At 61.8% G+C, this 24654-nt stretch carries 19 protein-coding genes; 9 read left to right on the forward strand and 10 right to left on the reverse strand.

Annotation, left to right across the window (positions count from 1 at the left end):
• Nucleotides 1-158 precede the first annotated feature (158 nt).
• The 3 genes from JET14_RS03635 (at nt 159) to JET14_RS03645 (ending at nt 4319) form a co-directional block, all read left to right on the forward strand.
• Nucleotides 159-638, forward strand: a complete 480-nt coding sequence (locus tag JET14_RS03635; RefSeq protein WP_200336842.1) for a MarR family winged helix-turn-helix transcriptional regulator — start codon at nt 159-161, stop codon at nt 636-638.
• Between the two features lie 544 nt (nt 639-1182).
• Nucleotides 1183-2775: a hypothetical protein gene (locus JET14_RS03640; RefSeq protein ID WP_200336843.1), complete on the forward strand. Its 1593-nt coding sequence runs from the start codon at nt 1183-1185 to the stop codon at nt 2773-2775.
• Between the two features lie 239 nt (nt 2776-3014).
• Nucleotides 3015-4319, forward strand: a complete 1305-nt coding sequence (locus JET14_RS03645; RefSeq protein WP_246750494.1) for a polysaccharide biosynthesis/export family protein — start codon at nt 3015-3017, stop codon at nt 4317-4319.
• Between the two features lie 237 nt (nt 4320-4556).
• Here JET14_RS03645 and JET14_RS03650 read toward each other — a convergent pair whose 3' ends face one another.
• Together JET14_RS03650 and JET14_RS03655 are read right to left on the reverse strand one after the other, a co-directional pair.
• Entirely contained in the window at nt 4557-4895 is a 339-nt protein-coding gene (locus tag JET14_RS03650) for a hypothetical protein (protein WP_200336844.1), read from the reverse strand.
• Nucleotides 4896-5059: 164 nt separating this feature from the next.
• Entirely contained in the window at nt 5060-6076 is a 1017-nt protein-coding gene (locus tag JET14_RS03655) for a Fe(3+) ABC transporter substrate-binding protein (protein WP_200336845.1), read from the reverse strand.
• A 166-nt stretch (nt 6077-6242) separates the two neighbouring features.
• Between JET14_RS03655 and rirA the strand changes: the two genes are divergently transcribed.
• The 3 genes from rirA to JET14_RS03670 all read left to right on the forward strand — a co-directional run bounded on the left by rirA (nt 6243) and on the right by JET14_RS03670 (nt 9840).
• Nucleotides 6243-6710, forward strand: a complete 468-nt coding sequence (rirA, locus tag JET14_RS03660) for an iron-responsive transcriptional regulator RirA (RefSeq protein WP_024706082.1) — start codon at nt 6243-6245, stop codon at nt 6708-6710.
• A 271-nt stretch (nt 6711-6981) separates the two neighbouring features.
• A complete protein-coding gene (locus JET14_RS03665; RefSeq protein WP_200336846.1) occupies nt 6982-8613 on the forward strand; it encodes an FGGY-family carbohydrate kinase in 1632 nt (543 codons plus the stop codon).
• 225 nt (nt 8614-8838) lie between these two features.
• Nucleotides 8839-9840: a substrate-binding domain-containing protein gene (locus tag JET14_RS03670; protein WP_200336847.1), complete on the forward strand. Its 1002-nt coding sequence runs from the start codon at nt 8839-8841 to the stop codon at nt 9838-9840.
• Nucleotides 9841-9853: 13 nt separating this feature from the next.
• Here JET14_RS03670 and JET14_RS03675 read toward each other — a convergent pair whose 3' ends face one another.
• The 6 genes from JET14_RS03675 to JET14_RS03700 form a co-directional block, all read right to left on the reverse strand.
• Complete coding sequence (locus JET14_RS03675; RefSeq protein ID WP_200336848.1) at nt 9854-11221, reverse strand: aminotransferase; 1368 nt, start codon at nt 11219-11221, stop codon at nt 9854-9856.
• 64 nt (nt 11222-11285) lie between these two features.
• Nucleotides 11286-12338, reverse strand: coding sequence for an ABC transporter ATP-binding protein (locus tag JET14_RS03680; RefSeq protein ID WP_200336849.1), 1053 nt, complete (start codon nt 12336-12338; stop codon nt 11286-11288).
• A gap of 12 nt (nt 12339-12350) precedes the next feature.
• Nucleotides 12351-13634 (reverse strand): MGH1-like glycoside hydrolase domain-containing protein, encoded by a 1284-nt coding sequence (locus JET14_RS03685; protein WP_246750496.1) that lies wholly within the window; start codon nt 13632-13634, stop codon nt 12351-12353.
• A gap of 2 nt (nt 13635-13636) precedes the next feature.
• Entirely contained in the window at nt 13637-14884 is a 1248-nt protein-coding gene (locus JET14_RS03690; protein ID WP_246750498.1) for a carbohydrate ABC transporter permease, read from the reverse strand.
• A complete protein-coding gene (locus JET14_RS03695; protein WP_246750500.1) occupies nt 14884-16188 on the reverse strand; it encodes a carbohydrate ABC transporter permease in 1305 nt (434 codons plus the stop codon). Before JET14_RS03695 ends, JET14_RS03690 begins: the two co-directional genes overlap by 1 nt.
• Nucleotides 16189-16260: 72 nt before the next feature.
• Nucleotides 16261-17607, reverse strand: a complete 1347-nt coding sequence (locus JET14_RS03700; RefSeq protein WP_200336852.1) for an ABC transporter substrate-binding protein — start codon at nt 17605-17607, stop codon at nt 16261-16263.
• 413 nt (nt 17608-18020) lie between these two features.
• Between JET14_RS03700 and JET14_RS03705 the strand changes: the two genes are divergently transcribed.
• Nucleotides 18021-18815 carry a DUF1206 domain-containing protein gene (locus JET14_RS03705; protein ID WP_200336853.1) on the forward strand — a complete coding sequence of 265 codons (795 nt, stop codon included), beginning with the start codon at nt 18021-18023 and terminating at the stop codon, nt 18813-18815.
• Nucleotides 18816-18918: 103 nt separating this feature from the next.
• On the opposite strand, the gene JET14_RS03710 is transcribed toward JET14_RS03705, so the two are convergent.
• Together JET14_RS03710 and JET14_RS03715 are read right to left on the reverse strand one after the other, a co-directional pair.
• Nucleotides 18919-20274 (reverse strand): mechanosensitive ion channel family protein, encoded by a 1356-nt coding sequence (locus JET14_RS03710; RefSeq protein WP_200336854.1) that lies wholly within the window; start codon nt 20272-20274, stop codon nt 18919-18921.
• A 135-nt stretch (nt 20275-20409) separates the two neighbouring features.
• Complete coding sequence (locus tag JET14_RS03715) at nt 20410-21015, reverse strand: hypothetical protein (protein ID WP_200336855.1); 606 nt, start codon at nt 21013-21015, stop codon at nt 20410-20412.
• Nucleotides 21016-21290: 275 nt separating this feature from the next.
• On the opposite strand from JET14_RS03715, the gene JET14_RS03720 reads away from it, so the two are divergent.
• Together JET14_RS03720 and JET14_RS03725 are read left to right on the forward strand one after the other, a co-directional pair.
• Complete coding sequence (locus JET14_RS03720) at nt 21291-23060, forward strand: IlvD/Edd family dehydratase (protein WP_200336856.1); 1770 nt, start codon at nt 21291-21293, stop codon at nt 23058-23060.
• 267 nt (nt 23061-23327) lie between these two features.
• The gene (locus JET14_RS03725; protein WP_246750505.1) at nt 23328-24647 is read left to right on the forward strand and encodes a nucleotide sugar dehydrogenase; all 1320 of its coding nucleotides are present in this window, start codon (nt 23328-23330) and stop codon (nt 24645-24647) included.
• Nucleotides 24648-24654: the final 7 nt, after the last annotated feature.

Raw genomic sequence — 24654 nt, forward strand, 5'->3', positions numbered from 1 at the left:
TTATTAAATTGACCGGCGTCAAGAAATAATGTGTATGCTTATTATATTCGGGGCGCATGCGCTGCCGTTCCCGTGCCAGGAGAGCAGAGGGCGGAGGTAAGGGCCAGTTGCCACGGCGACGATATTCTGTTTTGACAATGGATAGGTTTGGGGGAGACATGACGAATCTCGACGACTTGCCGGGGCACCTGATCCGCCGGCTTCAGCAAATTGCCGTATCGGCCTTCATGGCCGAGACCGGCGCGGCCGGCTTTGAGCTGACGCCGGTGCAATTCGCCGTTCTGGCGCAGCTTTCAAACCATCCCGGAATTGACCAGGCGACGCTTGCCGGGCTGATTGCCTATGACCGCGTGACAATCGGCGGCGTCATTTCGCGTCTGGAGGCGCGCGGCCTAGTCGCGCGGCGCGTCAGTCCGTCGGACCGACGCGCCCGCATACTCAAGCTGACTGATGAGGGCGCCCGATATCTCGATTCCGTCCGGCCGTCCGTGTTTGAGACGCAGGACGTCATCCTGAAGGAACTCTCGCCGGAAGAGCGGGAGACGTTTCTCGTGCTTTTGCGCAAGCTGACCGACGCGAACAATGAATTGTCGCGAGCGCCGCTGCGCCGGATCGTTGACGATACGGCAAGCGATTAGCGCGCGTGTCTCCGGTCCGAGGGCTCGCTCACGCTCGCCGGAACAGCGACGTCGCCAAAGCTGTTGTGACGTCGGTAACGCCCTGCGGTGCTGACATGCAATCCCTTCAGGCTAGCCTGATTTCGACTGCGAAGGTCGGCCGCGCCTCGCGGTTTGGTTGCGTTTCCGCTCAATTTGCGGAAATATGGTTAAGGCGCTGCAAAAATATCACGCCTGTTCGGGCCTGAGCCCTGCAAATTGGGGGTTCCGGCAGCAGCTTCCTGCCTTCAGGCTGTGGAAAGACGACCAAGCTCAGAATATATGTTTTCTTGAAATCGCCTAAAGCGAGCGTTGCGCGCCTGATTTGCCATGTTTTTTCTACCCTCAGTTTATCGGTTGCTCTTGCATGGCGTGCGGTTGCGGACCTCCGCTTGTTTAGGATTTGTTAATGGGCTATCGTCTCCTCGATTTTTTAGGATGTTTTACGATCGGGAAGCGGCGGTTTATGTCCAGAGTATCGAGCCTGGCCGGTCTCTTTCTTTTGCCTGTTTTTTGCGGAGGCTTTTTGAGTCTGACGGCCGCGCGCTCCGCCGACGCTCAGGTGCTTGAAGGACCCGGTGCCCTGTTCCTCGACCAGACGCCGATCGAAATGATGGCGTCCAACTATTCCAGTTTCGAAACTGGCTATCTTCTGCCCAAGGGCGCGGTCTACCTTCAGTTCGGTTCCGACCAGACGCTGGGCGGCGAAGCGACGGGCACGCAGGTCTACGAGGGGCGGGCGGACTGGGCGATCAGCGATCGCTTTCAGGTCAGCGCCTTCGGCCATGTCTTCGACGACCCGCCGCAATGCGGCACGGCGGCTTGTGAGGAAAATCTCACCTTCCTGGCCGGCGGCGGCGGCATCAAATACGGTCTGATCGACAGCTACGGCCTGAACATGGCGGTCGCAGGCTCGCTCGAGGGCGTCTTCCTGTCGGGCGATCTCTATCAGAATGACGGCAACGGAGAATGGGACCTTGCCGGAAGCCTTCAACTGCCGATCAGCCTGACGGTGACCGATTCCCTGCGGTTCCACGTGACGCCGGGCGTTTCCTTTCTTCCCGACAGCATCAACGGCCAGCCCTATTTCGGGACCGTGCCCTATGTCGGCGCCGGGTTGACATGGCAGCCGATCACCGGGCTTCAGTCCTATGCGACGGTGACGTTGCCCTACGCGACCGACGGCAACACGATTTCAGGCAACGGCGGCCTGGAGACGACGCCGGTCTGGATGGCCGGCATGAAGCTTGCCGTGACGCCGAAGGCCGCCGTGGACCTCTTCGCGACAAATGGCTGGGGCATGACGCCGGCGACCAGCATCATCGCCTTTCCTCCGAAATCGGATGACATCGCCTATGGCATCCGGCTGAGTTACACGCCCTTTGTCGGCGAGGCGACGCGCGATGTCTATTTCGACAGCTACAGGGCGGATATGCTGAGTCCGGTCACAGAGCTGGAACTGCAGCAGCAGATCGGCGGGATCACGCTAGGAGCCGCCGATACGCTGACCCCCGGCCGCATTCTGATCGAGGCCGGGATGGGCAACAGGAACTTCAGCGACTTTCATCTCGCCTTCAGTCCGGATCAGGATCTGCAGCTGGACGCCTTCTTCACGCAATATCCCGCAGGCGGGACGGTCGGAGATGCGCAAAGCCCGTGGAACGATGAATGGTCCTACATGTTTGGCGGCAAGTTGCGCCTGATGGACCAGAAATATGGCGATCTGTTTTCGCTTTCCGGGCAGGTTCTGGCCGGGCGCGACGTCAGCAAGCCGACCGTGGGCGTTCTTTATGGCGCGCTTCCGGCAAGCCTTGCACTTTCGGAAAAGGCCAGCGTGACGCTGGAATCGAAGTTTGCCGCCTACCACACCGAGCGGATATGGGGGGTCGGCGGCGGTGTCTCCGTCCGTCCGTTCCGCGATCTTGAATTGTTGGGCGAGGTCACGGCTGTCTCGGACGGCGGCGATACCATCTGGTCGGCCGGCGCCCGGTATGACCTCCATGGCACGCCGTTCAGCGCCGATGTCTATGCCACAAATGCAACAGGTCTCCACGGACTGGGCACGATGCTTGCGCAGGACGAGCCGCGGTATGGACTCACGTTGAGATTCGCTTATTAAGGAAGTGCAAATTGATCCGGCGTCCGTATTCGAGCCCGTGTCGCCGATCAGTCACAGGACGAAGAAAAAAAGCGTATGTTTCGGTCGAATTGCCGACTGCCAAGGAGCAGAACCAATTTCTGTTTAATCGTTTTCGAGTATCCATGTATTCTTGCCAGGCGCTTTGCTTGTCTCCTGCGGGGTGATACGTTTTGGGCTTATGTTTAAGGGGCAAGTGACAGCAATTCGGAGAGTTTCAATTGCGTGCCATTACCGTCATTCTCACCGCGATCATCATGACCGGGTGCAGCGCGTTGTACAACGTTTCGGAGGTTCGCCCGGTCGTGGGCGAAACGTCCGTGGTCAAGGTTGTGCCGGTAACGAGCCAGAATGTCATGATGGCGAATGCCATGACGCCCTATACGCCGCGCTCCCTGCCGCCTGTCTTTGACCAGACGGCAACATTGCAGGGGTCCGCGGTGCCGCGGATATCCGCCTACAGGCCGCAGGCGAGACCGGGAGCCGTGCCGACCAGATTGCCGCCGGTGCAGCAGCCCAGGCCCTACCGGATCGGCGTCGGCGACGTGGTGCTTCTGGCAACGCCCACGGCCGAGACGTCGACGCTGAACCAGATCAATGGCCTTCTTGCCGCGCAGAACGCACGTCAGGGCTACACCGTTCAGGACGACGGGGCGATCGCGATCCCGACCGTTGGCCGGGTCACCATTGGCGGCATGACGCTGGAGGAGGCCCAGTCCGTTCTGTTCCAGAGACTTGTTGAAAGCCAGATCGATCCGAACTTCAATCTGGAGATCACGGACTTCAATTCCCAGCGCGTCGCCGTGGGCGGGGCCGTGGCGCAGCCGCAGCTTGAGCCGATCACGCTGACGCCGCTTTATCTCGATGAGGCGGTGACTGCCGCAGGCGGCGTCGTTGCCACCGATCCGGAATATGCGACGGTGCGCCTTTATCGCGACGACCAGACCTACCAGATCCCGGCGACGAAGCTCTTTGCCAAGAACGATATCCCAAAGGTCCTGCTGCAGAACGGGGACCGCGTGTTCGTCGACACCGAATACTCGGTCGAACTGGCCGAAGGCTATCTGCGTCAGGAGCTGGATCTCGCGAAGTTCCAGCGCGACGTGCTGGAAGAGCAGCGGGACATCTTCGAAACACGCGTTCAGATGGATGCGATCGACAGGGACTACGTCTATGTCTTCGGCGAGGTCAAGCAGCAGGGCCGTTGGCCGCTTCCCTTCGACCGTTACGCCACGCTTGCCGATGCGATGTTCGAGCAGGGGGGCATCCAGCCCGTCACCGGCAACCCGCGGCGCATCTATGTTCTGCGCAAGAACCGGATTGCGGCAGGCGAGCCTCTCGGGATCACGGCTTGGGCGCTTGATGCGCAGAATACCGCGAACCTCCTTCTGGCAACCGAGCTGCAGCTTCGGCCGAACGATATCGTCTTCGTCGCCAGCCAGCCGATCACCAACTGGAACCGCCTGATCTCGCAGATCACGCCGTCGATCTCGATCCTCGGCACGGCCAACGGCATCCTCGACTGAGGTGCAAGAGCCGCGCTCTGACCTATCGAATCAGCGCATCGGCCCGAAAATCGATTCCGGTTTTCGGGCCGATGCGCTCGTTGAGCGCGGCTCCGTTACTGCCCGCCCTTGATTCGGCGCGAAGCTCCGGGACGCCGTTTTGGGAGGCCTCGAAAGAGTGAGAAACAAAAGTGGCCGGTCGCGGATGCGGCCGGCCTTCTCATATGCAGTCAGATGTTCGGGGAGCCCCGGCGCCGATCAATAGCCCGGCGGCAGGATCGACAACTCGTCACAGGTCGCCTCGTTGCCGATCAGCGTATCCCTGATCCCGGCCTGCTGGCGGGCCCGCAGGCGGGCGGCATCGATATCGGACTGATCGGCGCCCATTTCCCGCGCTTTCGCGTAGATCGTCTCGGAGGCGTTCTTGAGTTTTCTGTCGCCGCGCAGGCTCGTGTAGCTTTCGCAGCGCTGGGCGGCGAGTTCCGCGCGCGCGCCCTGGTCCAGCAATTCCTCAAGCGGCGTTTCGGGCGGAGCCGTCTGGCAACCGGCGACCGTTACCAAGGCCGCAAAGGCGGCGGCTTTGATCAGTTTGACCATTGTCTTTTCTCCCAACTGGTTCTGCCGCGCATCATAGCGAAAATCCGGCCGTTGTCTGCCGTGTTGCTCGACCCGTCGAGAGAATGGCGTGGATGCTGCGGAAACGAAAAGGCCCGGCTCTTGAGCCGGGCCGGGAAACGTGCCGTGCGTGAGAGGATTGAAGATCAGGGGCCGTCGTTGAAGCCGACCTTGTCCACGATTTCCGACGCCTCGGTGCGATGAGCGGCAATCTCTGCCAGCGACAGGTCGTCGGGATGGATCTCGCCGAAGGACCGGACGATTTCCGAGGCTTCCGCGCCGGGCATCACCGGATACTCGAAAACCTGTTCGGCATAGATTTCCTGTGCTTCCGGCGAGGCGAGATACTCCATCAGCTTCAGCGCATTCTCCGGATGCGGCGCGTGTTTGGCCATAGCCATGCCGGAGACATTGACGTGGGTTCCGCGCCCGTCGGCATTGGGAAACAGGATGTCGATCGCTGCTGCCCACTCTTTCTGCTCGGGTTCCTTGTCGTTGGTCATCATCAGACCGACATAATAGGTGTTGCCGAGCGCGATGTCGCATTCGCCTGACATGATGGCCTTGGCCTGACCCCGGTCGTTGCCGTTCGGGCGGCGGGCAAGGTTCGCCTTCAGGCCCTTCAGCCATTCCTCGGTGTACTCGGCGCCGTGGTGGGCGATCATCGAGGCGATCAGGGCGATATTGTAGGGATGCTGGCCGTCGCGGATGCAGATTGCGCCCTTCCACTTGGGGTCCGCCAGTTCTTCATAGGTGATCGGCACCTGGCCGACGCGGTCCTTCGAGGCGTAGACGACGCGTCCGCGCTTGGTCAGCGCAAACCAGTCGCCGTCGGGGTCACGGAACTGCGCGGGGATATCCGCATTGATGACCGCGCTTTCGACGGGCTGGGTGACGCCGGCCTCCTTGGCCTCTGTCAGACGGCCGATGTCTACGGTCAGGATGACGTCGACGGGCGAGTTGGCACCTTCCGCCTTCACCCGCTCGACAAGGCCCGTGTCGAGAAACAGCACATTGGTGTTGATGCCGGTCTCGGCCTCGAAGGCTTCAAGCAGGGGGGCGATCAGTTCCGGCTGGCGGTAAGAATAGATGTTGACGTCCTCCGCCGCAGCCGCCGTCGCCAATGCCAGAAATGAACCGGCAAGCGCCTTGAGCCTTGTCATTGTATCCTCCTTGTGATCTTTTAAGTTGATTTAATTCATCAGGTATCCTGCGCGCGGTGTCAACCGATCGGACTCCTAGACTTGAGTAAAAATTTCTTCTTTTTGGAATTGTTCCAAATTGAGAAATGCGTTATAAAACTGGAAAGATTCTAAAAAGGAAACCGGTATGCGCCTGACCAAGCAGACGAATTATGCAGTGCGGATGCTCATGTATTGCGCCGCCAACGACGGCAAGCTGAGCCGCGTGCCCGAGATTGCCAAGGCTTACGGCGTGTCCGAGCTCTTCCTGTTCAAGATCATCCAGCCGCTGCACAAGGCCGGCATCATGGAAACGGTGCGGGGCCGCAATGGCGGCGTGCGCCTCGGACGTCCGGCCTCGGAAATCACGCTTTTCGATGTGGTCAGCGTCACGGAAGAGAACTTCTCCATGGCAGAATGTTTCGACGACGCCAACGAGACGGATTGCCCGCTGGTCGACAGCTGCGGCTTCAACGAGGCGCTGCGCAAGGCGCTGAACGCGTTCTTCTCCGTGCTCGCCGAATACACGATCAACGATCTGGTGCGCCGCCGCGTCGACATTTTCAAGCTGCTCAGCATCGAGGAAAACAGGAAGGTCGAAACCTCGGCCGCGTGAGCGCCGGCTCATTCCAGTCCGTGTTTGAAGGCGCCGGGGCATCTCCGGCGCCTTCTTCGTTTCTAAAGCGGTTCGATCCGGACAGGATGGTGGCGACTTGGCGCTTGAGCTTGCCGGGAGAAAGATGTAGCAAGGAATGGCTAACTCGTAACAGCAAGGCCGCAACCGCGGTGAATGTCCGTTGCGAAGGTTGGGCGGGCGGCAGGCGGTCACCCTGTCCGGACAAGAAAACGGAGTTGCTCCGCCTGTCTGACGGAGCAGGGAGAGAAGCATGAGCAGTCATTTCATCGGTATCGATGTCGGAACCGGCAGCGCCCGCGCGGGCGTTTTCAACGAAGAAGGACGTCTTCTCGGCGTCGGCAAGAAGGATCTCGCGCTGTGGCGGGAGGCGGGCGACATTGTCGAGCAGTCGTCGAACGACATCTGGAGCGCCATCTGCTTTTCGACGAAGACGGCGATCGCCGAAGCCGGCATTGCCCCCGAAAGCGTCAAGGGGATCGGCTTTGACGCGACCTGCTCGCTCGTCGTGCTGGATAGCGATGGCAAACCGCTTGCCGTCGGTCCGTCGGAAGATGCCGAGCGCAACGTTATCGTGTGGATGGACCACCGGGCCATCGATCAGACGGATCGCATCAATGCCGGCGGTCATGACGTGCTGCGCTATGTCGGCGGCCGGATTTCGCCGGAAATGGAAACCCCGAAACTGCTCTGGCTGAAGGAGAACCGGCCCGAAACCTTCGCCGCCGCGGCGCATTTCTTTGACCTCGCCGATTTCCTCTCCTTTCGGGCGACGGGATCGACAGAGCGCTCTGTCTGCACGGTGACCTGCAAATGGACCTATCTCGCCCATGAGGGGCGTTGGGACGCCGGCTATTTCAGGGCGATCGGCCTTGAGGAACTCGCCGAGAACGACTTCGCCCGCATCGGTTCAAATGTGGTCGATATCGCGACGCCGCTCGGCGACGGGCTCACGGAAGCCGCGGCCGCCGAACTCGGCCTTGTCGCCGGAACGCCGGTCGGCGCGTCGCTGATCGATGCCCATTGCGGCGGCGTCGGCACCTTTGCCTGCGCGGGGCCGAACGGCGAAAACCTGCCGCCGGAAACGCAGATGGCCCTGATCATGGGAACCTCGGCCTGCGCCATGACGCTGGCGAAGGACGCGAATTTCGTCGATGGTGTCTGGGGCCCCTATTTCGGCGCCATGGTGCCGGGCTTCTGGCTTCTTGAAGGCGGCCAGTCAGCCTATGGCGCGGCGCTCGATCATCTGGTCACGCTCCATCCCGCCTATTCCGCCATGCGCGAGAAGGCGGCGGCGGCGGGCTTGCCGCTTCCCGTCTATCTGGAAAAGCGCGCGGTGGAAAAAGCGGGTTCAGCCGAGCAGGCGGCCTTTCTTGGCCGCGATATCCAGGTGGTGCCGGAGTTCCTCGGCAACCGTGCGCCCTATGCCGACCCGCAGGCAACCGGCGTCGTCAGCGGCCTCAAGCTCGAGACGAGCGAGGACGGTCTCGTGTCGCTCTACGTCGCCGGCCTTTGCGGACTTTGCTACGGCACCCGCCAGATCATCGAGGCGGAAAAGGAAAAGGGCCTGCCGCTCGAAACCATCGTGGTCAGCGGCGGCGCTGCCCAGAGCGCGCTATTGCGGCGCATCTTGGCGGACGCGACGGGGCTGAAGGTCGCGTTGCCCGATACGGCAGAGCCCGTCCTGCTCGGCGGTGCGATCATCGGCGCAGTCGCGTCCGGCCATCACCGAGATCTGGAACAGGGCGCGCGGCAGATGTCCTCCATCAGGGAGATCATCGAACCTGCCGGCGGCGCCGTTGCGGCTCTCCACGCAGCAAAGTTCGCGGCCTTTGCGCTGTTGCAGGAGACAGACCGCAAGATCAGGGCGGCGATGAAGCGTTAGAGCGCCGTGCGTCCATTCGGACGCACAAAGGACGCTCTAACCTATTTTATCTACGCATCGTGCTTTCCGAAAATCGATTCCGATTTTCGGGCCGATGCGTTAGGTCTTCCGTTTCCTGCAGTGTCTGGTTCTGCAGAAACATGGCGGCCTTTTCCCGTGCGCTCGCGCCGGGGCCGCGTTATTGTGGCCGCACGCGGCGTGGGCAGGCAGGACGAAAGACAGGCAATGGCGAAAACCATATCCGAGATTGCGGAGGACACCGGCTATTCGAGGACCACGATCACCATGGTTCTGAGTGGTCGCGCTTCCGAATACCGGATCAGCGCGCGCACGCAGAAGATCATTCAGGATTATGTGGCCGAGCACGGCTATACGATCAACCAGACGGCGCGCAATCTGAAGACGCGGCGCAGCCACACCGTGGGGTTTGTCGCGCCGGAGATTGCCAACCCGTTCTTTGCCCGGTTCATGGCGAGCCTTGAAGCCTGTTGCCGGGCGGAAGGTCTGGTGCTGATCACGACTTCAAGCGGAGAGGATCCGGCGCTCGAGGCCCGCGCCCTGCAGAGCCTCATGGAACGCGGGGTCGATGGACTGGTGCTCGCGCCCTGCGCGCCGCGTCCCGCGGCGGCGATCCGCAAACGTGGCCGGCGCCCGCCGATGGTCCTGGTCGACCGGCACTATCCGGGCGATAGCGTCGAGGCGATCACCAGCGACCACAGGGAAAATGCGAGGCTGCTCACAGAGGCGGTGATGGCCTCCGGCGCGGAACGGATGGCGTTCTTTTGCGGCCACCCGGATAATCCTGCGATCGTCGAGCGTATCGCGGGTTTCCGCGAGGCGGCCGGTGATGGCGAGAATGCGCGGGTGCTGACGGCGGATGACGACAGCGCGGCAGCCGGAGAGACCATGATGCAGGCGCTGCTTGCCGGCGGCGGAGAGCTGCCTTCGGCTCTTGTCTGTTCATCGCTGCTGGTGCTCGAGGGGGCGCTGCAATGTCTGAAACAGGCCCGTTCCGCCGTGCCGCCTGAGATGATCATCGCCACATTCGACTATGACGGCTTCCTCGAGCTTCTGCCCAACACAGTCATCGTCATCCGCCAGGACGAGGCGGCGCTGGCGCGCACCGCCTTCCGCTCGATCATGGCCCAGATCGGCGGCAAGCCTGTTGCCGAGGGGACGCGCACGATCGTGGATGCCGAGCTGGTCCATCTCAACGCTAAGGCGTGAAAACCGTCGGGGGTCACCCGATCTCGGCGAAGACGGCGGCAAAAGTCTCTTCCAGAAGATCGAACATCGTATCGAGCTCTTCCCACGTGATGATGAAGGGCGGGGCGAGCACGACGGAGGCGCCGAGCGGGCGGCAGATGAGGCCCTTTTCCAGCGCCTTGTTGGCGATGCGCTCGGAAATGCGCAGCTTGCCGTCAAAGGGCGTCTTTCTTTTCTTGTCGGCGACGATCTCGATCGCGCCCATGAAGCCAACGCCGCGCACTTCGCCCGCATGGGGATGGTCGCCAAACCGGGACAGCCGCTTGAGGAAGTAAGGCGTCAGCGCCCGGACATTGTCGATCAGCCCCTCGTTCTCGATCACATCCAGCGTCTTCAGCGCAACGGCGGAACCGAGCGGGCTGCCGGCGGCGGTAAAGCCGTGTGGAAACTCTTCCGCCGCTTCCGAGGCTGCTTGCAGCTCTGTCGCAAGCCGTTCGCCCAGAATGACCGCGCCCATCGGATAATAGCCGGCGGTGATGCATTTCGAGGCGATGATCGCGTCCGGCTGCATGTCGTAATAGTCGCTGCCCCACATCTGGCCCAATCGTCCGAATCCGCAGATCACTTCGTCGGCGATCAATGGAATGTCATACTCACGGAGCACCGGGCGGATCGCCGCGAAATAGCCCTTTGACGGGGGAATGACGCCGCCGGCGCCCTGGACGGGTTCGGCAAACATGCCGGCGATCGTCTCCGGCCCCTCGCGCTCGATCAGGTCCTTCAGATTGCGCGCCATGCGCTCGGTGAACGCCTCCTGGGTCTCGCCTTCCAGCCCGAAACGCCAGTAATGCGGGCAATCGGCATGAAGGAAGCCCGGCAGCGGCAGGCCGAATTCGCTATTATAGGGCTTAGCCGTCATGGATGAGGTGGCAATGGTCACGCCGTGATAGGCATTGATGCGGGTGATGATCTTGCGCCGTTCCGGCTGGCCCTTGCGGCGGTTGATCATCCACAGCATCTTGACCATGGTGTCGTTCGCTTCCGAACCGGAATTCGTGTAGTAGACCTTGCCGCTCGCAAAGGGCGAGAGTCCGACCAGACGCTCGGAGAGTTCGACCGTGACATCGGCGATGCGGCCGAAGAACGAGTGATAGCCGGGAAAGCGTTCTGCCTGGGCCGTCAGCGCTTCAATGATGCCCTTGTGGTTGAAACCGGCGACGTTGTTCCACAGCCCGGAATTGGCATCGAGATAGCGTTTGCCGTGAACATCGAAGACGTGGATGCCCTCGCCATGGGTGAGGATAACGGGTCCGTTTTCCTTCAGCGAGGGAAAATCGGTAAAGCCGTGAAGCACACTGGCCCTGTCTTTCTCTTCCCACGAAATGCCGTCTGCGTCCGCCATGTCCGGTCTCCCTGTTCGACGGACGGAGGTTTCCCGCGATTGGCGGCCGCCGTCAAGGTGCGGCTCAAAGCGAAAGGCCGGCCTCGTTGAAGACATGGATGTGCCTGTCGCGGAAGGAAAGGCCGATGTCCTGGCCGCGGATGTTGTCCTCGACCTCGTCCGCGCGCACGATCAGCCGTCCGGCTTCGCCGCAATCGACATAGAGGAAGGTGTCGGAGCCGAGATATTCGACGATCTCCACCGTGCCGGAAATCTGTCCCTCGCCGGGTTTGACGATGTCGATATGTTCCGGCCGTATGCCAAGCGTCGCCGGTGTTCCCTCGGTGCCTTCCGGCAACGGGCCGCTGCCGTGTCCGGTAATCTCATATCTGCCGTCGGCGCCGGTGCAGGGCAGGATGTTCATTTTCGGCGAGCCGATGAACTGGGCGACGAAGAGGTTGTCGGGCTTTTCGTAGAGCTCGCGCGGTGAACCGATCTGCATGATCCGGCCATCCTTCAGCACCACGATCCGATCTGCCAGCGTCATCGCCTCCACCTGATCGTGGGTCACGTAGATCATCGTTGTGCCAAGGGTTTCATGCAGGCGGGCGATCTCGAAACGCATCTCGACCCGGAGCGCCGCATCGAGATTGGACAGCGGCTCGTCAAACAGAAACCCCTTCGGCTCGCGCACGATCGCCCTGCCGATGGCGACGCGCTGGCGCTGCCCGCCGGAAAGCGCTTTGGGGCGGCGGTCGAGATAGTCCTCGAGCTTCAGGATTTCGGCCGCGCGGCCAACCTTCTCCTCGATTTCCTTTTTCGGACTGCCGGCGGTCTTCAGCGAAAAGCCCATATTGTCGCGGACATCCATATGCGGATAGAGCGCGTAGGACTGGAACACCATGGAAAGCCCGCGCTCGGATGGCAGACGGTCGGTTACGTCGTCGCCGTCAAGCAGGATGCGGCCGCGGCTTGTCTCCTCGAGTCCGGAGATCATCCTGAGCAGCGTCGATTTTCCGCAGCCGGACGGGCCGACGAAGATGACGAATTCACCGTCCGCGATCTCGAGGTCGATCCCCTTGATGACCTGCAGGTCGCCGAACCATTTTTCCACGTTTTCGAGCTTGATCGCGCCCATGTGTCTCTCCCCTCAGCCTGCCTGCAACATGTCGTCGCCCATTGCCCAGGCGAGGTGGATGGCGGCTGTCCAGGTAAACAGCTTGCCGCCCAGACCCTCGCCGGTCAGCGGGTCGAAATATTCAAAGAAGCCGGATGTCTCAACGGCGCGGCGCGTATCATTGCGCAGCCGTTCGGCAAGGGCGGTTTCGCCTTTTTCCGAAAGCCCGATGCCGATCATGTAGTTGACCACCGACCAGATCGGCCCGCGCCAGTAGCGGCGGCTTTCAAACTGTTCATGGCGTGGATCCCAGCTCGGAAAGCCGAAGGAACAATGGTCGAGAATGGCTGCGATCTCCGCCGTCAGCCGCTTTTGCTGCTCGGGCGAGCCGGCATCGGCATAAAGCGCCATTGCGGATGCGTTGGTGAAGGCCGTTGAAAGTGCGCCGGAGCGCAGATCCTTGGCCACATGACCGTCGACGTCGTCGCTCCAGAAACTGTCGCAGCCTGTTTTTGAATGTTTCAGCCAGGCCTCCGCCTCGTTGCGGATGCCGGGTTCGCCAAACTCCGTTGCCAGTTCGGCGAGATCCCGGTCGCCGCGCATCAGCGCGAACTGAACGCAGGGGTCGACCATGAAGAACGGGCCGTTGCGGGCGATCTCCAGATGGTCCCATTTGCACTCATGGCCGAATTTCACGATGGCGAGATAGCGGTTGTACTGTTCCGCCGTCGGCCGTTCGGACGGGTCGACATGGGTGATGTCGCGGCGCGGCAGGTCGCCGAGATCATCGGGGACAATGATCTGGTCCATGCCGATATCCCAGTCCGGGCAATTGTCGCGGCCGGATTCCCACGGATGGATAATGCCGACGACGCCTGTGCCGTCGGGGTCGCGATAGGTGTGGAACCACCGGTGCCAGGCATAAAGCTTGTGGAACAGCGCCTTTGCCCGCTCTCTGTCCATATCCGTGCCGGTCTGCATCATCGTCAGCATCGCGCTTGCGGCCACCGGCGGCTGAGAATGGCCCGAGGAGGGCGGTACGGTATTGGATTTCCACATTTCCGGGCCGGGAAAATAGTCCGGGTCTGTCTTGTGAAAGATGATATGCGGCACCATGCCGTCATCCCACTGGCCGGAAAACAGCGTCTCGATCTCTTCCCAGGCGCGGTTGCGGTCAAAGGTGGCAAAGCCGAGCGCGGCAAAGACGGAATCCCATTCCCACTGATAGGGGTAAAGCCTGGCCGTCGGCACGGTATAGCCGCCCCGGTCGTTCATGCGCAGAATGTCGATGGCCTGCTGTTTCAGCGATCGATGCATTGTCAACCTTTCACGCTGCCGGCGGTCAGACCCGCCACCAGGAAGCGTTCGAACCAGAGGAAGATGAACAGCACCGGCACGGTCGCGATCACCGCGCCCGCCATCAGATGCTGTCTCGGCACTTCCGATGAATTGAGCGAGACGACCCCGCGCGAGAGCGTGAACATGCTGACGTCATCGAGGAACATGAAGGCGAACAGGAACTCGTTCCAGGCGATCATGAAGACATAGAGCGCGACAGAGGCGAGCGCCGGAAGCGCCAGCGGCAACGTGATCTTGAGAATCACGCCGGGCCGTTTCAACCCGTCCATCAGGCCGGCTTCCTCCAGTTCGGAGGGCAGGCCGCGGAAATAGCCCTGCAGCATGTAGAGCGCAACGGGAATGGTGGTGGCCGGATAGACGATCATCAGCCCGACCAGCGAGTTTCTCAAACCCACCTGCGAGAACACAGAGTAAAGCGGGATCACCAGTACGATCGCCGGCACCATGTAGATCAGCAGGATCGAGCGCGACAGGAAGGCCTGCCCGGGAAAATTGAGCCGCGCCACCGCATAGGCGCCGGGCACGGCGAAGGCGAGCGTGATGATGACGGTGGCGACAGACACGATCGCCGAATTCATCAGGAAGGTGCCGAAGGAATAGACGGTGAAGAGCTCGATATAGGAACTGAACAGGCCGGACAGCCCCTGGCTGAGGTCGATCGAGAGGTCGAGCGGATTGGAGATCAGCGATTGCTGGCTCTTGAAGCTGGTCATCACCATGACGTAGAAGGGGAGCGCAACGACGATGGTGAAGATCGTCAGACCAAGACCCTTCATGAAGCGCAGGAAGATCACTTCCAGGTGGTAACGCGCGAGGTTGCCGGAGGACTGGTCATGTAGCGCTGCGACGATAGACCACCAGAGGGCCACGAGGAAGACGGCAAGGGCGATCAGTTGCGGCCCGGTCGTATAGGCCAGCGATAGGCCGAAGGGCTCGCCAAAGGTCAACAGCATCAGGATGGCGAAGATGGCGATCACCATGGTCGCCTGTACGCGCGGGCCCCGGCTTTTCGGCCGGTCGCGCGTCTTGACCGGCGAAAGCGCATAGATCGCAGCGCCCACGGCCCCGGCAAGCGCGGCAATGGCAAGCGGCGGCGCTGTCGACTGCCCGGAAAACAGGGTGAAGACGAGGCCGACCACGATCATCCAGACGATGCCCCAGAAGGCGCCCAGGAGAATGGCGGCGATGAAACCGGTTCCGATGCGCATCATCCATCATCCTGCGGTGAGAATTTGAAGAAGATCAGCGAGAAGACCAGAAGCACGACGAAGACGACGACGGCGACCGCCGCGCCCGCGCCGAGATTGGAAACGGCAAAGGCCTGTTCATAGACATCGACCGTCAGCGTGCGCGTGCCCGCCGCGCCGCCGGTCAGAAGGAAGATGTCGTCGAACTTGTTGAAGGTCCAGATGAAGCGCAGCAGGAACAGCACGGCCAGAATGCCGACAAGCTGCGGCAGCGAGATGTACCAGAACTGCTGCAGCGGCGTCGCACCATCGATCTCGGCTGCCTCGTAGACATCGGTGGAAAGCGCCTGCATGCGCGCCAGGATGAACAGGAAGGACAGCGGAAAATAGCGCCATGCTTCGAATGCGATCACCGTGGTCAGCGCCACCGGGAACTGGAAGGTCAGGCCGAAAATCGAGATATCGACATCGCGCTGGCCGAAGAAATCGATCGGCGCGCCGATCATGCCGGAGCGCACCAGAAGCGCATTCAGTGTGCCGGAGTAAGGGTCGAGCAGGATGATCCAGGTGAAGGCGACGGCAATCACCGGGGCCACATAGGGAAACAGGAAAAGCCCGCGCAGCACCGAGCGGCCCTTGAAGCTCTGGTTCAAAAGCTGGGCGGCGAACAGCCCGAGCACCAGTGCGCTCGCCGTGCCGAACACCGTGTAATAGAAGGTGACGCGCAGAACTTTCCAGAAGTCGGGCGAGGAGAAGATGCGCGAGAAATTGTCCAGCGTGAACTGGAAATTGGTGAGGATATTGTCTGATCTTCCGAAGGCCTCGGCCGGGTTGTCGCGCGGCTCGACAGGCGAGGTCAGGTAGGCGGTATCGGCAATCACCTGCAGGCGGATGCGGTCGCGGAATTTTTCCGGCAGGTCGCCGAGCGTGCAGGTCAGTTCGCGGCCCGAGAGCGTGCAGCGCTCGTCAAGTCCGGTGACTTCGAGGCCGTCGGGGATGATATCGACAAAGCCCGCCTCGTAGATCGAGGCTTTCTGAGAGGTATTGCGCAGCCTGTATTCAAGCTCTGCCGTGTCTCCGGCCTCGACGAGATCGCCGCGCAGACGCTCGTTGATGTTCAGTTCCGGCGGCCGCAGGTCTGAAAGCGTGACCGGCTTGAACGAGATCCAGAAATTGGCGACCAGCGGCAGGAGCACGATCGCCAGCACGATCAGGAAGGTCGGCGCCAGCATGGAATAGGCAAAGCGCATCTCGCGCTTGGCCATGCGGCCATAGGTTCTTGGCGGCGTCGGCGTGGTTTCAGCCTTGTCGGTCATGTCGGACATCTGAAAAGCCTTCGGAAATGAACGGGCCGGGCGCTGACGAAGAGCGCCCGGCGGTTTGTCCGGCCTTCGGGATCAATTGATCCCGGAAAGCTCCGAATTCAGCGTCTCGACGGCTTCCTCTCCGGAGATTTCGCCATCGATATACTCACGCACGACCTGATTGATGATCTGGCTGTTGATCATCTTCGAGGCGAGCGCGAGTTGGCCTTCCTTCACGCCCCAGCGGTTGGCGGTCTCAAGCCCGGTGACGATCTTCTGCACGGTTTCTTCCGGGTAGAGATCGGCAAGCGGGGCCTTGCGGTCGACGCCGACCGGCAGCGTCGCCCATTCGTCGACGAACTTGCTCGGCTCGTCCGCCGTGCCGCGACGGACCGGGAACTTGCCTTCCGGCGCCATGGAGAGCGTATTCATATAGCCCTCGTCCATGGAGAACTTGATGAAGTCTGCGGCGACATCGAGATTGGTCGCATCCGCCGTCACGCCGAGATAGCGGATATCCGCCCATGCCGCGCCATCCGGATTGGACGGGCCGGAGAAGGTGGTGACCACATCGGTCATCTGCGCCAGTTCGGTGGAGGTCGGGTCGTCGTTGATCGTCGGCGGCGCGCTGTCGCGCAGACCGGCAAGCTCATCGAGGATGAAGGGTGACCAGATGATCATCGCCGCCTTTCCGTCGAAATAGAGCGCGCGCGACTGCTGCCAGTAGAGCTCGCCTTCCGGAGAGGCATCGGCGAGCGTCTTGTAGAAGTCGAGAACCTCGATCGTCTTGGCTTCATCCAGCGGCTTGAAGCCGTTTTCATCGACGGGCGTCACGCCATTGGCGAGGAAGACGTGCTCCAGAACCTGGCTCATGAAGTTCTCGTCGATCTTTGTCGCGGCAACGAAACCGTACATCTCCGGCGGATTGTGCAGCGCCTCGATGGCGGCGGCGATGTTTGCGTAGGAATCCGGTGGGGCAAGGCCTGCCTCGTCGAACAGGTCCTTGCGGTAGATGATCATCTGCGTCCAGCCGTCGACCGGAACGGCAGCCGTCATGCCCTCGAACTGCGCCATCTCGATAGCGCCGGGGGCAAAGGTATCGATGCCGAGATCGTTGACGATCTCGTCGTTGATTTCAGCGTCCAGAATGCCGGCCTCGGCCCAGGGCAGAACATACTGAACAGTGAGGTAGATGACGTCGGGCAGGTCGCCCGCGGCAAAGGCGGCGGTGGCGCGCGTGCCAAGTTCGGACTCGGTCACCGGAATGACCTGAACCTCGTTGCCGGTCTGTTCCTTGAAGGCGTCGGCGATTTCCTGCTGCTTGGCCAGCCGCTCCGGCTGTTCTTCCGTCGTCCAGAAGCGGATCGTGTCGGCCTGCGCCATGGATGCCGCGCTCGCCGAAAGCAGGAGCGCCGCCGTCAGTGTCTTCAGTGTTTTCATCATGTCCTCCAAAAGCTTTCCATGGAAAACCGTAAATCGGTTCTCCTCCAAAGCCCTGCAGCAGGGCCAGTCCCCGTGATTTCCCGTCCGCCAGATGGCGAGACAAGCAGGTCGACAATGCGGCCCGCCGCGCGTTCCCGGCGCATGGCGCCGAAAGCATCTGAAACCGATGGATCTCCTCCCATCAGCCTCCCGAAGCGGTTTGAAAAGGCACAAGGACTGCGCCGCCGCCTGTCAGAACTTTAGCGCTTTCAGAGGACCGGTCAAGGCAAGGGGGTGCGTTTGCGCCTGCACACTGTTCCACTTTCGTAGAATAGAGCTTACGAAATTGCCGCCGCGGCGCGCCGTTGCGGCAGGAACAATGGCCTAAACCGCACGTTGCCTTGGAGAACCTGAACAAAAGGGAACCTTCAATGGCTACAGGCTCAAGATGGATCAAACACCTGGCCCGCACGGGCTATTTCGCCCGCGGCCTCGTTTATACGATCATCGGCCTGTTCGCAGTGCTGGCGGCGATCGGCGCTGCCGAAAGCAAGGACACCAAGGGCGCGTTGCAGACCCTTCTCGGGCAGCCCTTCGGCTCTGTCCTGATCGCAATCCTCATCATCGGCCTGATCAGTTACGGTCTCTGGCGCGTGTTTCAGTCGGTCATGGATCCGGATGATCATGGCACCAGCGCGAAGGGGCTTGCCGTTCGCGCCGGCCTTTTCTCCAGCGCCGTCACCTATGGCCTGCTCGCATTCTATGCGTTGTCGCTTGTCGGCATCTCCAATGGCGGCGGAAGCGGCGGCGGCTCGTCGCCGGCAGAGATGCTTGCTGCCTTCGTTGGTTCGCGCCCGGTTTCGCTTGGGCTTGCCGCCATCTTCCTGGGCGTGGCGATCGCCCACTGGGTCAAGGCCTGCAAGCGCAAATATGCCGATCATCTGAAGGCGTCGGAAACGGTCATGGAATGGTTGCACCCTATCTCGATCACGGGCCTCACAGCGCGCAGCTGCGTCTTTGCCACCCTTGCGGTGATGCTGGTCCTGCGCGGACTTTCGAGCGGTGAGGGCGGCGATACGCCGGGGCTCAAGGACGCGCTCGAATATATCCAGGACTTGCCGTTCGGCGCATTCCTGCTGGCAGCGCTCGGCATCGGCGTCATGCTCTTCGCTGTCTATTCCTTTGCCGAGGCCATCTGGCGCGAAATCAATATCGAAGATGCCTAGAGCATCGGGTGAAAAAGTGGCGTCCGGTGTTCGACAAGCCGATGCCTAAAACAAAGAGCTTGATCTTCGGCCCGTTCAGATCAACCGCCCCGTGATCCAGCGTTCAGGACTTGCCGAATTCGTTCGGCGCGTTTTCATCCAGCAGGTCTCCGCGTCCCTTCTGATGGCGCTCCTCGGCTATCCGTCTCTGCAGTTCGCTATCAATCGCCGTGTCCTGCGCCGTTTCGGGTTCGCTTGAAACCGGCGCCGCTTTGCGCTCCTCGCCGGTTGAAAGGCTCGCTGCGGGGAGTGAAAGCGCACTCTGAATGTCGTCGTCAAGGCGCAGACGATAGGTCGGTTCTGGCAGCGAGAAACCGTTGGTCTCCAGCGCCCGTTTGACCAGCCGCATGGCCTCGGACCGCGCCTTCAGCAGATTGGTTGCCGCCTGGTCGACCCAGCCGACGAAGACGAGAACCACATTGGAATCGCCAAGCTCCCGGATCCAGGCGTCGGCTGCCGGCTCGTCGAGGATGAAGTTCTGGCGCGACACCGTCTCGAGTCCGATCTTCAGCGCCCGGTCGAGATCGCTGTTGGCGTCGACGCCGACCTCGAAGGTGAAGCGGCGCTGCGGATTGACGGTGTAGTTGATGATCACGCTCTTGAACACGGTGGCATTCGGAATGCGGATATGGTTGCCGTCGATCTCCATCAGAATGGTGGCGCGCGCCGTCAGGCTGATGACGAAACCCTCGTAATTGTCGATCCTGACGAAATCCTGGGGGCGGAAGGGCTGGCGAACGGAAAGAAGGATACTGGCGATATAGTTTTCCACCGTGTCGCGCACGGCAAAACCGACGGCGAGACCGACAATGCCGGCGGCACCCAGAAGCGTGCCGAGAAGCGCGGTGGCGCCGAGGATATCGAGCGCCAGCACGCCGCCGATGATCATGAAGGCGATCCTGACCACCTGTCTGAGAAGATCGGCGATGAAGGTGTTTGGCGCGACCTGGCGGAAGGGCCACCGACGCTTTGCCAGAAAGGCGCCGAAAAGCGCGACAAGCACCCAGGAGAGAAGTGCAACCAGGATCAGCGGGACATAACTCAAGGTCTGCAGGGCGCGCGCCTCAAGGCGTTCGAAGACCGGCACCAATCGCTCGCCGACCGAGGTTTCCTCGGCAATCTCGTTGTTGACGGCAACGACGCCGTTGACCCGTTCGGCAAGCTCGCCCGCACGCGCTGCAAAGCGGGCCTCCTGCACCTTGCCGCGCAGCGTCACCACGCCCGATCGGACGGTCGCATCGACATTCTCCAGTCCCTCGATCTGGTCGAAAATGCCTGAGAGTCGCGCCTCGATCGCGGCATCGGAGGAGGCCGCGATATCCGTCTCGATGCCGGCATTCGTTGTCTGGGCAAAGGCAGAATCCGCCAGTCCCGCCGGAAGGGCGAGAAGGCAGAAGATCAGGGCGAGTATCGTTTTCATGTCCGGCTGTCCCCTCCATCCATCCCTCTTGTAGCGCAAAGCGCGCGTCTGATGACACGCGCATTGTTCCGTCGGAATGGCAAAAGCGGGCCGCGTCAGGAGGCCCGCTTGAAATTTCGCATTGCCGCGATTTCGTCACGCCTTGCGACGAAGCGCCGCCGGCACGAAACTGTGGACCGAAAGTCCCTCATCGCGGTGCTTGCCGCCGGCAACGCCGGCAAACCACGCACCGGCCGCGCCGAGGATAGCACCGGCGGCCGAACCGAATGCGGTGATGACCGAGGCATTCTGCGCCATGCGCATCATTTCATCCGTCATCTCGCCGCTCGCCGATGAGGCGCCAAGGCTGGAAATGGCGGAGATGAGGGCGGCGCCCGCGCCGAGCGCAAGCGTCGACAGCGCCCAGACGACGATGCCGTGGATGCCGTCGCGGAACTCGCTCTCGTCTGCGGTCCCGTCACCGAAATGCGAGCGCATGCGACCGGCGACATAGCCGCCGGCGGAGGCGCTGGCGAAGGCGACGAGAATGAGCCAGAGACCGATCAGAAAGAGCGCCCAGCTGAGGCCGTCCTGCGTGGGTTGCGCGTCGCTCGCGGCAAGGCCGATGCCCGCGCCGAACTGGGAGAGAACCGTGGCCAGCGCGCCGGCAACGGCCGCGCCGCCGAAGATCGCGCCCCATTCGAGGTAGGAGACGCCCGGCCTGGGCGCGGCGGTTTTGGGAATATGTTCCTGTTCTGCCATGACCGGACCCTTATGCCAGGCCCAGGACGGACAGGATAAACATGACGATGACGACAAGGCCGACCAGATAGATGATACCGTTCATAATTGCTGCTCCGTTTGAATTCGATGCCTGTTAAACGGGCGCTAAGGGGGATCGTTCCGAGGGATCGCCTTTTTTCCGCTGGCGTGCTCTCTTCCAAAGGCCGTGCATCGCCCGTCGATTTCTGATCATATGCGGCCGGGCTTCCGGCGGTCGGCCGGGTTGCGGGCCCGAAAGGAATGGGAGAAGACACATGTCGCAACGTCGCCTCAGGTCTCAGGACTGGTTCGACAATCCGGATCATGCGGATATGACGGCGCTCTATCTGGAGCGTTTCATGAATTACGGCACCACGCCGGAGGAATTGCGCTCCGGCAAGCCGATCATCGGCATTGCCCAGAGCGGCAGCGATATCAATCCCTGTAACCGGCACCATCTCGAGCTCGCCCGTCGGCTGCGCGACGGCATTCGCGATGCCGGCGGCATTCCGATCGAGTTCCCCTCCCATCCGCTTTTTGAAAACTGCAAGCGCCCCACGGCGGCGCTCGACCGCAACCTCGCCTATCTTGGCCTCGTCGAGTTGCTCTACGGCTATCCCTTCGACGGCGTGGTGCTGACGACGGGCTGCGACAAGACCACGCCGTCGGCGCTGATGGCGGCCGCCACCGTCAACATTCCGGCGATCGTCTATTCCGGCGGCCCCATGCTCGACGGCTGGCACGAGGGCGAGCTGGTCGGTTCCGGCACGGTGATCTGGCGCTCGCGCCGCAAGCTCGCCGCAGGCGAGATCACCCGCGAGGAATTTCTTGAGGCCGCGCTCGATTCCGCACCTTCGGTCGGTCACTGCAACACCATGGGAACCGCCTCGACCATGAATGCCATGGCCGAGGCGCTGGGCATGTCGCTGACGGGCTGCGCGGCCATTCCCGCTGCCTACCGCGAGCGCGGACAGATGGGCTATCGCACCGGGCGGCGCGCCGTGGAGTTGGTCAACGAGAACATCCGCCCGCTCGATATCTTGACCCGCGAGGCCTTCATCAATGCGATCCGTGTCAACTCGGCGATCGGCGGCTCGACCAACGCCCAGCCGCATCTGTCCGCCATTGCCCGCCATGCCGGGGTCGCGTTGAAGCCGTCCGACTGGCAGGAGCATGGCTTTGACATTCCGCTGCTCGCCAACGTCCAGCCGGCGGGCGAGTTCCTCGGCGAGCGCTTCCATCGCGCCGGCGGCGTGCCGGCCATCATGTGGGAACTCCTGCAGGCGGGGCGGCTTGACGGCGGCTGTCCGACAGTCACCGGCAGGACCATGGCCGAAAACCTCGAAGGCAGGCAGGCAAGCGACCGGGCCGTCATCCGCCCCTTTGCCGAACCGCTGCAGGAGCGCGCCGGCTTCCTGGTGCTGAAGGGAAACCTGTTCGATTTCGCCATCATGAAGATGAGCGTCGTGTCCGAGGATTTCCGCAAGCGCTATCTCTCGGTTCCCGGCCGGGAAGGCATTTTCGAGGGCAGGGCGGTCGTCTTTGACGGATCGGAGGATTATCACGCCCGGATCAACGACCCGGCGCTCGATCTCGACGAGAACACCATCCTTGCCATTCGCGGGGCAGGGCCGCTGGGCTGGCCAGGCTCGGCCGAGGTGGTCAACATGCAGCCGCCGGACCGCCTCATCCAGAAGGGGATCACCAGCCTGCCGACGATCGGCGATGGCCGACAGTCCGGCACGGCGGACAGCCCTTCTATTCTCCACGCCTCGCCGGAAAGTGCCGCCGGCGGCGGTCTTGCCTATCTTCGCACAGGCGATATCATCCGCATCGATTTCAATGCTGGCCGCTGCGACATGCTGGTTGACGATGCCGAGATTGCGCGCCGAAAGGCGGAAGGCATTCCCGAAGTGCCGCCGGATGCGACACCATGGCAGCGCATCTATCGCAATTCTGTCACGCAGATCGACGAAGGTGCGACGCTTTCGGGGGCCGATACGTTTCGCGACATCGCTTCGCGGCCGCCCCGGCATAACCATTAGGCAAGCGGCCGGCGGGCGGACTTTCCCGCCTTGCGCCGGCCGGGTTGCCCCGAAATGCCCGCTGAATACGATATGTTTAGGATTTCAGGCGATGTTCATAATCGATGGCGGCAAATGGACCGCATGGGCACGCCGCGGCCGGCAGTTGCGTCTGCTTCCTCTGAGCGTGGTGCAACCTGCGGCCATTCAGGCGGCGAGGAATGATAGCGCTCTCTTCGGAGGGTTTCTGAAGGCCCGGTGCGCGCGCCCGGGCGCAAGGGGGTAGATGTGGTGAGAGTAAGTGTGTTCGGCATCGGCTATACGGGAACCGTATCCGCCGCCTGCCTGGCCGAACAGGGCCATGAGGTGATTGCCGTCGATATCGATCCGGCCAAGGTCGAGGCGATCAACGAGGGCAAGAGCCCGATCGTCGAGGAAGGGCTCGCCGAACTCGTCGCCTCCAACCAGAAGGCCGGCCGGCTTTCGGCAACGACGGATATCGCCGCGGCCGTCGCCTCCAGCGACGTTTCGATCGTCTGCGTCGGCACCCCGAGCGAGCCGAACGGCGCTATCGGCCTTTCCCAGGTCAAGGCCCTCTGCACTGCGATCGGTCAGGCGATCGCTGAAAAGCCTGAGTTCCACAGCATCGTCATGCGTTCCACGCTGGTGCCGGGCACGATGGAAACCGTCTGCGTGCCGGAGCTTGAGCGTGCGTCCGGTCTTGTCGCCGGCAAGACCTTCGGCGTCGGCTATTTTCCCGAATTCCTCAGGGAAGGCTCGGCGATCAAGGATTATTTCGAGCCCTGCCTCGTCGTCTACGGTTCGATGGACGAGAAGACGCAGACCATGCTCGCCGGCTTCAATGCCTCCTTCGCGGTGGAGCATCACGCCGTCGACATGAAGACGGCCGAGATGATCAAATATACCAGCAACAGCTGGCGCGCGGCCAAGATCACCTTCGCCAACGAGATCGGCAATATCGCCAAGAGCGTCGGCGTTGACGGCCAGAAGGTGATGAAGATCCTCTGCTCCGATGACAAGATTTCGATGTCGCCCTATTTCCTGCGGCCGGGCTTCGCCTTCGGCGGGTCCTGTCTGCCCAAGGATGTGCGTGCCCTCAGGTTTCTGGCGGATGAAAAGGGCGTCGGCGCACCGCTCCTCGACGGCATCATGGCGGCAAACGAAAACCAGGTGGCCCGCGCCGAGGCTCTGGTCAGGAAGTTTGACGGAAAGACAGTGGGCATGGTCGGGGTCAGCTTCAAGCCGGCGACCGACGACCTCAGGGAGAGCCCGCTTGCCGCCCTTGCCAGAAGGCTGATCGACGCCGGATACGGCATCAGGATCTATGACCCCTTTGTGAAATCGGCATTTGATGACAGAATGGCCGGCGCCGGCCGAGGCAATGACAAGATCGAAGACCTCTCGGAAAAGCTCGTCGGGGATATGTCAGACCTGATAGCGCTGTCAGATATCATCGTCGTCGGTCATCGCTATGAAGAGGCGGTCGGACCGCTTTCCGCCATCCTGGGGCAGAAGCCGATGGTGGATCTGACGCGCGTCGAGCCGGGCAAGGTCTCGGGCCCGGCCTATGAAGGAATCTGCTGGTAGGAAAGAC

This window comes from Martelella lutilitoris (genome assembly GCF_016598595.1).
GTDB classification, from domain to species: Bacteria; Pseudomonadota; Alphaproteobacteria; order Rhizobiales; family Rhizobiaceae; genus Martelella; species Martelella lutilitoris_A.